9 protein-coding genes and 1 other RNA gene are annotated in these 14010 nt (G+C 70.3%); 6 read left to right on the top strand and 4 right to left on the bottom strand.

Going from position 1 to position 14010, the window contains the following annotated elements; genetic code table 11:
- Nucleotides 1-55: 55 nt before the first annotated feature.
- The 4 genes from rnpB to BIU90_RS14990 all read right to left on the bottom strand — a co-directional run bounded on the left by rnpB (nucleotide 56) and on the right by BIU90_RS14990 (nucleotide 4080).
- Nucleotides 56-412, bottom strand: an RNA gene (rnpB, locus tag BIU90_RS15005) — RNase P RNA component class A.
- A 236-nt stretch (nucleotides 413-648) separates the two neighbouring features.
- Nucleotides 649-1398: a polyphosphate--glucose phosphotransferase gene (gene ppgK, locus BIU90_RS15000; RefSeq protein WP_071300951.1), complete on the bottom strand. Its 750-nt coding sequence runs from the start codon at nucleotides 1396-1398 to the stop codon at nucleotides 649-651.
- A 17-nt stretch (nucleotides 1399-1415) separates the two neighbouring features.
- Nucleotides 1416-2279, bottom strand: coding sequence for a type I methionyl aminopeptidase (gene map / locus BIU90_RS14995; protein ID WP_071300950.1), 864 nt, complete (start codon nucleotides 2277-2279; stop codon nucleotides 1416-1418).
- A 175-nt stretch (nucleotides 2280-2454) separates the two neighbouring features.
- Nucleotides 2455-4080: a hypothetical protein gene (locus tag BIU90_RS14990; protein ID WP_139195291.1), complete on the bottom strand. Its 1626-nt coding sequence runs from the start codon at nucleotides 4078-4080 to the stop codon at nucleotides 2455-2457.
- A 92-nt stretch (nucleotides 4081-4172) separates the two neighbouring features.
- On the opposite strand from BIU90_RS14990, the gene BIU90_RS18415 reads away from it, so the two are divergent.
- The 6 genes from BIU90_RS18415 to BIU90_RS14965 all read left to right on the top strand — a co-directional run bounded on the left by BIU90_RS18415 (nucleotide 4173) and on the right by BIU90_RS14965 (nucleotide 13789).
- Nucleotides 4173-4349, top strand: a complete 177-nt coding sequence (locus BIU90_RS18415) for an SPOR domain-containing protein (protein ID WP_139195290.1) — start codon at nucleotides 4173-4175, stop codon at nucleotides 4347-4349.
- 71 nt (nucleotides 4350-4420) lie between these two features.
- Nucleotides 4421-5758, top strand: a complete 1338-nt coding sequence (gene glnA, locus BIU90_RS14985) for a type I glutamate--ammonia ligase (protein WP_056125102.1) — start codon at nucleotides 4421-4423, stop codon at nucleotides 5756-5758.
- 7 nt (nucleotides 5759-5765) lie between these two features.
- Entirely contained in the window at nucleotides 5766-8720 is a 2955-nt protein-coding gene (locus tag BIU90_RS14980) for a bifunctional [glutamine synthetase] adenylyltransferase/[glutamine synthetase]-adenylyl-L-tyrosine phosphorylase (protein WP_071300948.1), read from the top strand.
- Between the two features lie 533 nt (nucleotides 8721-9253).
- Nucleotides 9254-10852, top strand: a complete 1599-nt coding sequence (locus BIU90_RS14975; protein ID WP_071300947.1) for a glycosyltransferase family 2 protein — start codon at nucleotides 9254-9256, stop codon at nucleotides 10850-10852.
- Complete coding sequence (locus tag BIU90_RS14970) at nucleotides 10845-12365, top strand: glycoside hydrolase family 26 protein (RefSeq protein ID WP_071300946.1); 1521 nt, start codon at nucleotides 10845-10847, stop codon at nucleotides 12363-12365. The genes BIU90_RS14975 and BIU90_RS14970 overlap by 8 nt, the downstream gene beginning before the upstream one ends.
- Entirely contained in the window at nucleotides 12362-13789 is a 1428-nt protein-coding gene (locus BIU90_RS14965; protein WP_071300945.1) for a UDP-glucose/GDP-mannose dehydrogenase family protein, read from the top strand. The genes BIU90_RS14970 and BIU90_RS14965 overlap by 4 nt, the downstream gene beginning before the upstream one ends.
- Nucleotides 13790-14010: the final 221 nt, after the last annotated feature.

Genomic DNA, 14010 nt, shown 5'->3' with positions numbered 1-14010 from the left:
GGGCCTCCTGTCCGTCTCGGACTGCGCTGGTGCGCATCCGTGGCGGGGTCGTGCGCGAACGGGCCGGCCGTACGCCGGGTTCTGTCCTTCCTTGCGGAAGTGACGGCCATCTGTCTCGGACCGACGTTGCCGTCGGCCTCCAGCGGTCTACCCGAGGACTCGGCGAGCAGCCTCAGCGTCCTCTGTCTGACCTTGCTCCGGGCGAGGTTTACCGAGCGGATCCGGTCACCCGGACCCCTGGTGGTCTCTTACACCACCGTTTCACCCTTACCGGTGTCGCCACCGGCGGTCTGTTCTCTGTGGCACTGTCTCGCGGATTGCTCCGGGTGGGTGTTGCCCACCGCCCTGCTCTGTGGAGCCCGGACGTTCCTCGGCGCTCCCGGGGGAGCGACGCGACCGTCTCACCGACCCGTTCGCAGCTCCGAGTGTACCGGTGCGGTGGGCGCTCGCGTCCCGGCGCATCCGCCCGCCCGCCCGTCCGCCCGCCCGTCCGCCCGTCCGCCCGTTCGCCCGCCCGCCCGAGGTTCCAGAATTCCGGCATCTCGAGACGGCGGACCGGCCGAACGCGGAACCGCGACGACGATCACGCGGCGAGTCTTGGAACCGTGACCGGCCCACGCACGCGCGCAGCATCCGTCGAGAACGGCGCTACTTCGAGGTGTCGGCGAGGGTGGCAGCGCCGATGATGCCGGCGTTGTTGCGGAGCGTCGCAGGGATGATGTCCGCCTGCAGGTCGAGCAGCGGCAGGAACTCCTCGTGGTGCTTCGACACGCCGCCGCCCACGACGAACAGCTCCGGCGAGAGCAGCGCCTCGACCGTGGAGTAGTACTTCTGCAGCCGCTTCGCCCAGTGCTTCCAGCTCAGCTCGTCGCGTTCCTTCGCCGCGAAGGACGCCTTCGTCTCGTAGTCCACCCCGTCGATCTCCAGGTGGCCGAGCTCCGCGTTGACGATGAGCACGCCGTCGTTGATGAGCGCCGTGCCGATGCCGGTGCCGAGCGTCGTCATGACGACCAGTCCCGCACGGCCCTTCGCGGCGCCGAACTGCTGCTCGGCGAACCCGGCGGCGTCGGCGTCGTTGACGAAGTGGATGGAGCGACCGAGCTCCTTCTCGAACAGCGCCTCGGCCTCGAAGCCGATCCACTTCTTCGAGACGTTGGCGGCCGACATGGTCTTGCCGTCCCGGACGATGGCGGGGAAGCAGACGCCGACCGGGACGTCCGACGCCGGAGCGAGCTCGTCGAGGATCTCGACGACGACCGCCACGATGTCGTGCGGCTTGCCGCCCTCGGGCGTGGCCTTCTTGATGCGTTCGGTGGTGAGTTCGCCGGTCGTCGTGTCGACGATCGCGCCCTTGATGCCCGTACCGCCGATGTCGACGCCGACTGCGAGTGAGGTCATGGGTGCTGGAGTCCCTTTCAGGAGACGGTGAGGAGTTCGGCGCCACGTTCCGTGACGACGAGGGTCTGTTCGAACTGTGCAGTCCAGGACTTGTCGCGGGTGCTGACGGTCCAGTCGTCAGCCCAGATGTCGGCCTCGATCCCGCCGAGGGTGAGCATCGGCTCGATGGTGAACACCATGCCCTGCTCGATGACGGTGTCGTACTGGGGTGCGTCGTGGTGCGGGATGATCAGCCCGGAGTGGAACGCCCGCCCGACGCCGTGCCCGGTGTAGTCGCGGACGACGCCGTACCCGAAGCGTGCCGCGTACGACTCGATCGCGCGACCGATGACGTTCACCTGCCGACCGGGCGCGACCGCCTTGATGCCGCGTTCCATCGCGGTGCGCGTGCGGTCGACCAGGTCCTGCACCGCGGGCGCAGCCGTCCCGACGACGAACGTGCGGTTCGTGTCACCGTGCATGCCGTCCTTGTAGGCGGTGATGTCGATGTTCACGATGTCGCCGTCCTGCAGCACGGTGTCGTCCGGGATGCCGTGGCAGATCACCTCGTTGACGCTCGAGCACAGCGACTTCGGGTACCCGCGGTAGCCGAGCGTGGAGGGGTAGGCGCCGTGCGAGACGACGAACTCGTGCCCGATGCGGTCGAGCTCGTCGGTCGTGACGCCCGGGCGGATCGCGGCCCCGACGGCGTCGATCGCCTGCGACGCGATGCGGCCCGCGGTGCGGATCAGCTCGACCTCGTCCGGCGTGTACGTGTCGCCCAGTCCGTGCTCGTGGGGCTCGACCCGGCCGACGTACTCGGGACGCTCGACGTCCTTCGGGACGGGCCGCTGCGGGGAGATCCGGCCGGCGGTCAGGTGTCCGTGTTCGTCCCGGGGCATGCGCACGAGTCTAGTCAGGCCGTCGGGCGGGGCGCGGGCGACCGCGCCGGACCGCGCACGGTGACCGCCTGGAGGCCCGGTGCGGGTCCGGCGGACCGGCACCGGGCCTCCATGCAGCGACGCTCGACCGCCACCGGCTGGTGACGAGGCGAGCGGTCGTGTCGATGCGTGGTCGCTACTGGATGGTGCGTTCGATCGTCTTCTGTTCGTCCCCGTGGATGAGACGGACACGGACGAGGTCGCCTTCCCGCACACCGCGGAGCTGCGTTGTCCATGTGCCGTCCGACTCGGACTGGTCGTCGACACGACCGCCGACACTGTGCCCGTCGCGGTAGGCGTTCACCAGGAAGCGGATGTCCTTCGTCGCGGTACCGGACAGGTGCGCCGTCCCGGTGGCAGGGTCGAAGGAGTCGATCGACACCGTGCCCTCCAGTGCGACGGTGTCACGTACGGGTGCGGTGAAGGTGGTCTCGGCGGTGCGGTCGCCGTCGGTGAGCTTGACCGTGTAGGTGGCGCCCTCGGCCGGGCGGACGAGGCTGAAGCGGATGTCGCCACCGGTCGGGTTCGAGGTGCCGTTGGTGCCGCTGACCTGCTTGCCGTCAGCGTCCTCGACCGTGACCAGGCCCTTCGAGGTGGTCCGGGCGATGCCGGTCAGGATGCCGTTGGCGTCGATGGACACGTCGCGGACCTCGGGCGCGGTGAGCTCGGTGGAGTCGCTGCCGCCGGTCCCGCCACCCGTGCTGCCGCCGGTCCCGCCACCCGCGCTGCCGCCGGTCCCGCCACCCGCGCCGCCACCGGTGCCGCCGTCGCTCCCGCCTCCGGGTGCGGTGAAGGTGGTCTGGGAGCTGCGGTCGCCGTCGGTGAGCTTGACGGTGTAGGTGGCGCCCTTGACGGCGCGGGTGACGGCGAACTTGACGTCGGCGCCAGCGGGGTCGGAGGTGCCCGAGGTGCCGCTGACCTGCTTGCCGTCGGCGTCCCAGACCGTGATCAGGCCCTTGGACGTGGTCCGCGCGGAGCCGAGGAGCGTTCCGGTCCAGTCGATGGTGACGTCATGTACCACGGGTGCGGCCGGTGCTCCGACGCCCTGGGACGGCAGGGTCAGGTGCGCGCCGGTGCCGGAAGCGCCGACCTGCATCTGCACCACGAGTGTGGCACCGCCCGGGACGTCGGTCAGGTCCTCGTGCCACGAACCGTCGGCCCCGGTGGTGCCGGACGCGACCTGCCGGTCGTCGGCCGTGATGACGTAGGGCACTTCGGGCGACCCGACGCCCGAGACCGAGGCCGTGCGTGCCGCAGCGTCGGACCGGTCGAGCACGAAGGTCGTGTCCTCGAGCAGCCGCTGAGCCGAGACGGTGTCGGACGGCGCCGACGTCGAGTCACCCGTGACGACGGTGGCTGCCAACTCAGTGACGGACCCGTACGCCAGGGGCGCGGTCGGCGCGCACGAGCGGTTGCCGCCGACAGCCGGGACGTCGGTGGAGCAGATCAGCGCGCCCGAGTCGGTGTCACGCACCTCGAGGCGCCCCGCGGTCTGACTCGCGTCGACCGCGACGACGACCTGCGGCGTGCCCCCGTGGAAGAACGCGGTGCCGTAGTGGGTCTTGGACCCGTCCGTCTCGTCCGTGACGTGGTCTTCGACCCGGTCGCCTCCGACACTGGTGATCGAAGGAGCGGCCGCGGGAGCGGCCTGAGCGGCGGCAGGGAGACCGACGGCGAGCGTGGCCATCGTGAGACCGGCGACGCCGGCGGCGGTCAGGAAGCGTGTCCTGGCAGTGGATGTGGACGTGGAGGAGTATTTCACATTCGGAGCCTAGGGCGGCGATCCGGTCGAGCCTGTGCTGATCATGGGCGCGATGCGATCAGGGCTCGGACCGCGGGCGTAGCGTCTGGGGCATGAGCGACGAACGCATCGAGTCCCAGTGGTGGTTCAACGACAAGACCCACACGGTCGAACAGGGCCCGCAGTCCCAGCAGCGCGACCGCATCGGGCCGTTCGAGACCCGTGAGGAAGCGGAGCACGCCCTGGAGCGCATCCAGGCCAACAACGAGAAGTGGGACGAGGAGTCCTGAGCCGGCCCGTGGGGCACTAGCCTGGGAGAGCGGTCGCCGGGCGGCCGTGGTGGAACGCGGAAAGGGCGTGCATGGACAAGCAGACGGACTTCGTGCTCCGCACCATCGAGGAGCGGGGCATCAAGTTCATCCGACTCTGGTTCACGGACGTCATCGGGACCCTGAAGTCGGTCGCGATCGCCCCGGCCGAGGTCGAGGGCGCGTTCGCCGAGGGCATCGGCTTCGACGGCTCCGCGATCGAGGGCCTGAGCCGCTCCTACGAGGCCGACGTGCTCGCGCACCCGGACCCCTCGACGTTCCAGATCCTGCCGTGGCGCGGCGAGATCGACCCGACCGCGCGGATGTTCTGCGACATCGCCACGCCCGACGGGCAGCCCGCCGTGGCCGATCCGCGCAACGTGCTCAAGCGCACGCTGGCCCGCGCGAGTGAGCGTGGCTTCACCTTCTACACGCACCCCGAGATCGAGTTCTACCTGCTCAAGGACCGTGACTGGAAGGACGGCGGCCCGAAGCCCGTCGACCAGGCCGGCTACTTCGACAACGTCCCCGGCGGCAGCGCCCACGACTTCCGCCGTCGGGCCGTGCGCATGCTCGAGGACCTCGGCATCTCGGTCGAGTTCAGCCACCACGAGGCCGGCCCCGGGCAGAACGAGATCGACCTGCGCTACGCCGATGCCCTCACCATGGCGGACAACATCATGACCTTCCGCACGGTCGTGAAGGAAGTCGCGATCGAGCAGGGCGTGTACGCGACGTTCATGCCGAAGCCGATCTCCGGGCAGCCTGGTTCCGGCATGCACACGCACGTCTCGCTGTTCGAGGGCGACCAGAACGCCTTCTACGAGCCCGGCGGCGAGTACCAGCTCTCCACGACCGCCAAGCAGTTCATCGCCGGGGTGCTCAAGCACGCGCCGGAGATCACCGCGGTCACGAACCAGTTCGTCAACTCCTACAAGCGACTGTGGGGCGGCGACGAAGCCCCCTCGTTCGTGACGTGGGGCCACAACAACCGGTCGGCCCTGGTCCGTGTGCCGCTGTACAAGCCCAACAAGGGCCAGTCCTCGCGCATCGAGTACCGCGGCATCGACTCGGCGGCGAACCCGTACCTGGCGTACTCGCTGCTGCTGGCGGCCGGACTCAAGGGCATCGAAGAGGGCTACGAGCTGCCGCCCGAGGCCGAGGACAACGTCTGGAGCCTGTCGGACAGCGAGCGCAAGGCCCTCGGGTACGCGCAGCTCCCGGCCAGCCTCGACCACGCGCTGTCGCTGATGGAGGACTCCGAGCTCGTGGCGGAGACCCTCGGCGAGCAGGTGTTCAACTTCGTGCTCCTCAACAAGCGGCAGGAGTGGAAGCGCTACCGCGACCAGGTCACGCCGTTCGAGCTCGACACCAACCTGGGGATGCTGTAGCAGTCAGATGACCGGCAGGACGAAGACGTCGCGTTCGGAGCTCGCCCGGTTGGGCTTCGCCGAGCTGTCGGAGAGCCTCGACCGACTCTCGCGCCTGCAGGACAACAACGGCGACCTGCTGCACGTGTCCGCTGCCGAGTGGCCGGCGCTGTGGGAGACGACCGCTGACCCGGACGGCGCGCTCCGCCGGCTGGAACGGCTGCTCGAGGCCCACCCCGAGCAGATGCGCCCGGTCCTCGCTGATCAGGCCGCCACCGAGCGCCTGGTCCGGCTGCTCGGCGCCTCGGTCGGCCTCGGGGAGTTCCTGCAGCGGCGACCGGCCGAACTCGCGCTCCTGCTCGAACCCGTCCTCGCGCCCTGGTCCCAGGACGCGTACAACGCCTCGTTGACCGAGGCCGTGGACGACGCCGTGGACGAAGCCGCCCGGATGCGCCTGCGGGTGCGGTACCGACGGCACCTGGCGCAGATCGCCCTGTTCGACGTGCTGCACACGTCACCGACCCTGGCGTTCCCGGCCGTCGCCGCGGGGCTGGCGGACCTGGCCGGGGCAGCGCTCGACGTCGCGGTCGACGTCGCCCGGCGCGAGGTCCCGTTCCCGGCAGACCAGGTCGCGGCGACCCCGCTGTCGGTGATCGCGATGGGCAAGGCCGGCGCGCGGGAGCTCAACTACGTCAGCGACGTCGACGTCATCTTCGTCACCGAGCCGACCGACGCCGTCGACACCGACAGGGCCGTCCGGATCGCCACCCGGATCGCGATCAACGCCACCCACGTCATCACCGACCTGGCCGCCGAACCCGGGCTCTGGGAGGTCGACGCGAACCTGCGCCCCGAGGGCAAGGACGGCGCGCTCGTCCGGACGCTCGACTCGCACGTCGCGTACTACGAGCGGTGGGCGCGTGAGTGGGAGTTCCAGGCGCTGCTCAAGGCGCGGCCGATCGCCGGGTCGCGCGACCTGGGGGAGCGCTACGCTGCGGCCGTCGCCCCCTTCGTGTGGCGCTCGTCGAAGCGGCCCGGGTTCGTCGAGTCCGTGCAGCGCATGCGGGAGCGTGTGACGGAGAACATCCCCGACGCCGAGGTCGACCGGCAGCTCAAGCTCGGTCCCGGTGGGCTGCGCGACGTGGAGTTCACCGTGCAGCTGCTGCAGCTCGTGCACGGGCAGGACGACGAGCGGGTCCGGGTGCGCTCCACGCTCGAGGCGATGGACGCGCTGACCGAGGCGGGCTACGTCGGCCGACCCGAGGCGGCGCGCTTCGGTCCCGACTACGCGTTGCTGCGCGTGCTCGAGCACCGCATCCAACTCCGGCGTCTGCAACGCACGCACCTGATGCCCGCCGACGAGGACGAGCTGCGGGTGCTCGCCCGGTCGAGCGGACTGGCCACGGGTGCCGCTGCCCTCGAAGCCCGCTGGCGCGCCGTCAAGCTCGAGGTGCGCGGGCTGCACGAGCGCCTGTTCTACCGACCGCTGCTGTCGGCGGTCGCGGCGTCGGACGGCGGCGTCGTGCTCACGAACGACCAGGCGAGCGACCGCCTCGGCGCGATCGGCTTCGTCGACCCCGACGGCGCGCTGCGACACATCCGGGCACTGACGCAGGGGACCAGCCGTCGCGCGTCGATCCAACGGAACCTGCTGCCGGTGCTGCTGCGGTGGATGGCCGAGGGACCCGCACCGGACCGGGCACTGCTCGCGTTCCGCCGGCTCAGCGACACCCTCGGCGAGTCGAGCTGGTTCCTCCGCATGCTCCGGGACTCGTCCGGTGCCGCCCACAGCCTGACGACGGTGCTGTCGGAGTCGGCGTTCCTGTCAGGCCTGCTCGAACGCTTCCCCGAGGCCGTCGCGTGGCTCGACGAACCGGAGACCCTGCTGGCCCCGCGCCCGATCGCCGCGCTGCTGTCCGAGGTCCGCGCGACGACGGCCCGGCACGGCGACGACGTCGACGCCGCAGCATCGCTCCTGCGGTCGGTCCGGCGGCGCGAGACCCTGCGCCTCGGCATGGCGGCCGTCCTCGGTCGGCTCGACGTCGACCAGCTCGGCCCCGCACTGAGCGACATCACCGAGGCCACGCTCACCGGCGCGCTCGACCTGGCTCGGCGGGACACCCCCGCCGAGCTCGAGTTCGGGGTGATCGCGATGGGTCGCTTCGGCGGCCGTGAACTCGGCTTCGGCTCGGACGCCGACGTGCTGTACGTGTACCGCGCCCTCGACCTGCCGCCCGAGACGGCCTCGCGGGCAGCCCAGGGGATCGTCCGCGACCTGTCCCGCCTGACCGAGGACTCGATCTACCCGTTCGACCTCGACATCGACCTCCGCCCCGAGGGGAAGAACGGCCCGGTCGTCCGCACGCTCGAGTCCTACGGCGCGTACTACGCCCGCTGGTCCCTGACGTGGGAGGCCCAGGCGCTGCTGCGGGCCCGCGGCGCGGTCGGCGACGCGGCCCTGCTCCGCGACTTCGAGCACCTGGCGGACCGGACGCGCTACCCGGCGTCGATCGAGGAGCGCGAGGTGCGCGAGGTCCGTCGGATCAAGGCCCGCGTCGAGTCCGAACGCCTGCCCCGCGGCGCCGACCCGGCCCGACACCTGAAGCTCGGTCGTGGGTCGCTCAGCGACGTCGAGTGGTTCGTTCAGCTGCTGCAACTGCAGGATGCCCTCCGCGTCCCCGCGCTCCGGACGACCTCGACGCTCGACGCGCTCGACGGCGCCGTCGCCGAGGGGCTCGTCGCGCCCGAGGACGGCGAACGCCTCGCCGCTGCCTGGCGCTTCGCCTCGCGGACGCGCAGTGCGCTCGTCCTGTGGTCCGGCAAGACGACGGACGTGCTCCCCGTCGACCGGATCCAGCTCGAGGGCGTCGCACGGCTGATGGAGTACCCGCCGGGCTCGGCATCACAGCTGGAAGAGGACTACCTCGGCGTCACGCGGCGGGCCCGACAGGTGTTCGAGCGGGAGTTCTACGGCACCGTCTGAGGCGCTCACCAGGCATTTCCGTCCCGGTACCACCCGGACGACACGCCCGGGACGCGTATCTCGCGACGAAGGTGACAGGTCGTCGGAGGTTAATTCTGCGTGTCGGCGGCCGTCCCCCGAAGTCGAGGCGTTGTACCCCGTCGACCGCGTCGGCCTCTGCCGTTACCGAGCCGTTACGGACACCCCCGCCGACGACGCGACGGGCCTGATCGCTGTGCCGCCATTCAGGACCTGACCGTCTGCTGACCGGGGGTTCTCATGCCGCGCAGGTCGGGCCTCCCGTCCGTCCAGCAGGCAGGACGCGCCCGAACCGCCGGATGGCGCGGTCCACCCAACTGCTGTCAGCACCCGGGGGGACAGCCGGTGTGGACCGCGCGGGGGACCAGGGTGTACCCCGTAACGAATCCGAAACGCCCCCGCGCGGGGGCCACGTTGCACCTGGTCCCTGCGAGGTGCATGAATGGTGCCACCCGAACCGACCCCGATTTCCCGATGACGCGGAATCTCCACCCCGAACGTTGCAGCAGGGATCGATGTTCACCTTCATTCTGCAGATCAGGCAGATGGTCGACGGGCACCCCGAGTTCTACCTCTTCGCCGTGTACTCCATGGTGATCTGGTTGCTCTGGTTGCTCAAGGTCGTCCTGTCCGCCCGCTACCGCCCCTTCACCGGCACGTACACCGGGACGACGAGTGTCGTCGTCCCCGTGGTGGACGAGCCGCTCGACCTCTTCCGGGACGTCATCGGCCGCATGGTCGAGCAGCGCCCGGGCGAGATCATCGTCGTCATCAACGGCGCCCGCAACGAGGCCCTCGAGGCCGTCTGCGACGAGTTCGCCCCGCTCGTCCGCTGGACGCACACCCCGATCCCCGGCAAGCGGAACGCCGTCAAGGTCGGCACCGAGATGTCCACCGGCGACATCACCGTCCTGGTCGACTCCGACACCGTGTGGACGCCCGGCGCGCTCGAGGAGCTCCTCAAGCCGTTCGCGGACGAGTCGGTCGGTGGTGTCACCACCCGGCAGCGCATCCTCGAGCCGAACCGCTCGTGGATCACCCGCTGGGCGGACTGGCTGGAGAACTCCCGCGCGCTGTACTCGATGCCCGCGCAGAGCGTCCTCGGCCAGATCGGCTGCCTGCCCGGGCGCACCATCGCCTTCCGCCGGGACATCCTGATGCGCGTGATGGACCGCTTCATGCACGAGAAGTTCATGGGCGTGTTCCTCGAGGTGTCCGACGACCGGACGCTGACGAACCTCACGCTGAAGGAGGGCTACCGGACCGTCTACCAGTACACGTCGCTGGTCTACACGGACGCTCCGCTGCAGGTGAAGAAGCTGTTCAAGCAGCAGCTCCGCTGGGCCCGCGGGTCGCAGTACAACACGCTGCGGATGCTGCCCTGGATGCTCGGCCACGCCCCGGTGCTGGCGCTGTTCTTCATCACCGACATCATCCTGCCGTTCATGCTCTTCGGCGTGATCGCCGGCTGGATCTACCGCGCGGTCACGGGGCAGGGCGAGAACCTGTACCAGGGGATCCTGCACCAGTACGGGTTCTCGACCGGCTTCGTCTACGTCGCCGGCCTGATGGTCGTCTCCAGCGTGCTGAGCATGGCGATCCGGCAGATGCGTCACCTGGCCGAGAAGCCGAGCGACTTCTTCCGCCTGCCGATGTTCATCATCGTGTCGACGTTCTTCCTCATGCCGATCCGTCTGATCGGGTTCTTCCGCCTGGCTCACGCGAGCGGCTGGGGGACCCGCGCCGGTGCCTACGCCGGCGGCCCGATGGAGGAGGACCCCGCGCAGCCGGTCGCCCAGGGCACGCAGACGCCCGTCAGTCCGATCGACCGCGTGCACCACGAGCCGGTCACCGACGAGCAGGCCGCGGCCGACCGCGCGTTCGACGACCTGTTCGGTCCGACCGCGGGTCGGTCGGCGTCGGAGCTCGACGTGAGCACCAACTCGACCGCGACCGTCCTGGCCACCCGACGGAACCCGGCGGCCGTGTCCGCGGCTCCCGCTGCTGCTGCCGCTCCGAAGCCCGTCAAGGTCCGTCGCTACAACCCCTACGCGGCCATCCCGTACTGCATCGGGTTCGCCGTGTTCGCCCTGGAGGCGTTCCTCATTGTCTGATCTCTTCCGCTCCACCCGCACCTGGTGGGCCCCGTCCAGCAAGCACGCCAAGCGCACCGCCGTCGGCACCACCGCCATCGTCGTCGCGCTCGGCCTGATCACCTGGTCCGTCTGGATCTCCCCGTCGAGCCCCGTCTCCACCGCGGTCCACAAGGCGCTCGGCGTCGAGACCTCGTCCGAGAAGGCCGCTGACCCGGAGGTCCTGCAGGCCAAGCTGACCGCCGCACAGCAGCAGATCTGGAAGCTCGAGGGACAGCTCAAGTCCACGAACGCCCAGTCCGGCTCGCGGGGTGACCAGCTGACCCAGCTGCGGGCCCAGATCTCCTCGCTGCAGTCCGAGCTCGGTTCGGCCAAGGCCGCTGCCGCGTCCGGCGGGTCCGCCTCGGCAGCCGGCGCCGCGTCCGCCAACCGGTCGGGAGGCTCGTCCTCGTCCGGCGGATCGGGTTCCGGATCGCACGGTGCCGTCACCAAGCCCGTCACCGGCCCGTCGAAGGACCCGGCGCCCACACCGGTCGCCGTGCCGACGAAGCAGCAGATCCTGTCCCAGCCGACCCGCTGGTACGGGCTCTACACCGCGCAGTCGCCGTTCAACTGGGCCGAGTACGACCAGGTCTCCCAGGCCGCCGGCAAGGCCACGAACATGGTCGGGTTCTTCCAGGGCTTCGACCAGGACTTCAACGCCAACGCCGTGCAGCGCGCGTGGGCGAACGGTCGCGTGCCGCTCATGACGTGGGAGACCCGGCCGGCGACGACCGGCAACGACGTCACCGTGGTCCCGGGGTACTCGAACCAGGACGTGACCAGCGGCGCGTTCGACGCCTACCTGACCAAGTACGCCCAGGCGCTCAAGGCCAACGGGCAGCCGATGGTCATCCGGCTCGACCACGAGATGAACGGCTCCTGGTACAACTGGTCCGAGGGCACCGGCGCGAACGGCAAGCCCGCGAACGCCGCCGGGTCCTACGTCGCGATGTGGCAGCACGTGCACGACGTCTTCCAGGCGAACGGCGCGAACGACTACGTCATCTGGAACTGGGCCCCGAGCCGCATCGACAAGCTCGGCAACCAGGCGTACCAGACGCTCGACTACATGCGGAACTACTACCCGGGCGCGGACTACGTCGACTGGGTCGGCATGAGCGGCTACTACCGGTCCGCCACCGAGCAGCCGACCTACGCCAACACCTTCGGCGCCACGGTCGCCCAGCTCCGCCAGGTCGCGCCGGGCAAGAAGATCCTGCTCAGCGAGATCGGCGCCACCGAGACCGGGACGGCCGTGTCGAACGGACAGAAGTCGAAGTGGTTCGGCTCGCTGTTCGACGCCCTCGCCGATCCCGCGAACGCCGACGTCATCGGGTTCTCGTACTTCTCCGAGGTCGCGACCTCGGTGGTGGACGGTGTCCGCTCCACCAACGACTGGCGCCTCAACTCGCGCTCCGACAGCCTCCAGGCCTTCCGGGACGGCATCGGGCGCACCGACATCGACTACGACCTGCAGGAGGTCACCCAGTGAGTGCTCCGAAGAAGACACAGTCCGCCGCCGACGTCCGTCCGGCACCCGTCATCAGCGTGATCGGCACCGGGTACCTCGGCGCCACGCACGCCGCCGCCATGGCCGAGATGGGCTTCGAGACCATCGGCGTGGACGTCGACCCGGCCAAGCTCGCGGCGCTCTCCGCCGGCGAGGTCCCGTTCTACGAGCCCGGGCTGCCCGAGCTCATCACCAAGCACGTCGCCAGCGGCAAGCTCCGGTTCACGGCGGACATCGCCTCGGCCGTGGCGGCTGCTGACGTTCACTTCGTGTGTGTCGGCACCCCGCAGAAGGCCGGCTCGCACGCTGCGAACCTGTCCTACGTCGAGAGCGCCACCCGGGGGGTCGCCGAGAACCTCACCCACCCGGGCCTCATCGTCGGCAAGTCGACGGTCCCGGTCGGCACGGCCGCCCGACTGCGCGGCATCGTCCGCGAGTTCGCCCCGGCGGGGATCGACGCCGAGCTCATCTGGAACCCCGAGTTCCTCCGTGAGGGCAAGGCCGTCCAGGACACCCTGCACCCGGACCGCCTGGTCTGGGGTGGCGCGTCCGAAGCCGCCGACGCCGTGATCCGCGAGGTCTACGCCGCACCGATCAGCGAGGGCACCCCGGTCATCACGACGGACCTGCCGACCGCCGAGCTCGTGAAGGTCAGCGCGAACGCGTTCCTCGCCACGAAGATCTCGTTCATCAACGCGATCTCGGAGATGTGCGCCATCACCGGTGCCGACGTCACCACGCTCGCGGACGCCCTGGGCCACGACGACCGCATCGGGCGGAAGTTCCTGAACGCCGGTGTCGGCTTCGGCGGCGGCTGCCTGCCGAAGGACATCCGCGCGCTCATGCACCGCGCGAACGAGCTCGGCGCCGGCCGGGTCGTCGGGCTCATGCAGCAGGTCGACGAGATCAACATGGGCCAGCGCCAGCGGGTCATCGACATGGCGATCGACTCCGCCGGGGGATCGGTGCTGAACCGCCGCATCGCGGTCATCGGCGCGGCGTTCAAGCCCCTCACCGACGACGTGCGGGACTCCCCGGCGCTCAACGTCGCCGCGGCGCTGCACCTGCGCGGCGCCCAGGTCACGATCTGGGACCCCGAGGCGATGGAGACCGCGAAGCGCTCCTTCCCGACGCTGAGCTACACGACGTCGATGCCGGACGCGCTCGACGGCGCCGACGTGGTGCTCGTGCTCACCGAGTGGGACGACATCATCGGGGCCGACCCGGCGGTGCTCGGCGACCTCGTCGGGCGTCGGCAGGTCATCGACGCGCGCAACTGCCTCCCGGTCGCCGACTGGGTCAAGGCGGGGTGGACCGTCCGTTCCCTGGGACGTCCCACTCCGGTCACGGGTGCACCCGTGAGCGTGGCAGCGGGGAGCTACGACTCGTTGGCCACGAGCCGCTAGTCCCTGCAGCAGACGGGGTCCGTGCCGGGGCGGCGCGGGCCCCGTTCGCGCGTGGAGGGATGAGCCCGTCCCGCGCATCCCCGACCCCACCTCTCGCCACGCGTCGATTCGCGCGTAGGAGGTCGAACCGCGCGTCGGAGGTCGGTTCTTTCGGCCACCCCCGCGCGTTCCTGCCTCCCATCGCGAGCGTTGTGGGTCAGAACGCAACCGCCTGGAGGCCC

The sequence above is a fragment of the Curtobacterium sp. MCBA15_001 genome, from assembly GCF_001864835.1.
GTDB lineage: Bacteria > Actinomycetota > Actinomycetes > Actinomycetales > Microbacteriaceae > Curtobacterium.
Note: the sequence above shows the minus strand (reverse complement) of the source record. Positions and strands in the feature narration are given on the sequence as shown.

Bases quoted from the DNA above. Each gene is read 5' to 3' on its own strand.
- glnA (WP_056125102.1), top strand. From the start codon at position 4,421: ATGGACAAGCAGACGGACTTCGTGCTCCGCACCATCGAGGAGCGGGGC.
- BIU90_RS14980 (WP_071300948.1), top strand. From the start codon at position 5,766: ATGACCGGCAGGACGAAGACGTCGCGTTCGGAGCTCGCCCGGTTGGGC.
- ppgK (WP_071300951.1), bottom strand. From the start codon at position 1,398: ATGACCTCACTCGCAGTCGGCGTCGACATCGGCGGTACGGGCATCAAG.
- BIU90_RS14975 (WP_071300947.1), top strand. From the start codon at position 9,254: ATGTTCACCTTCATTCTGCAGATCAGGCAGATGGTCGACGGGCACCCC.
- BIU90_RS18415 (WP_139195290.1), top strand. From the start codon at position 4,173: ATGAGCGACGAACGCATCGAGTCCCAGTGGTGGTTCAACGACAAGACC.
- map (WP_071300950.1), bottom strand. From the start codon at position 2,279: ATGCCCCGGGACGAACACGGACACCTGACCGCCGGCCGGATCTCCCCG.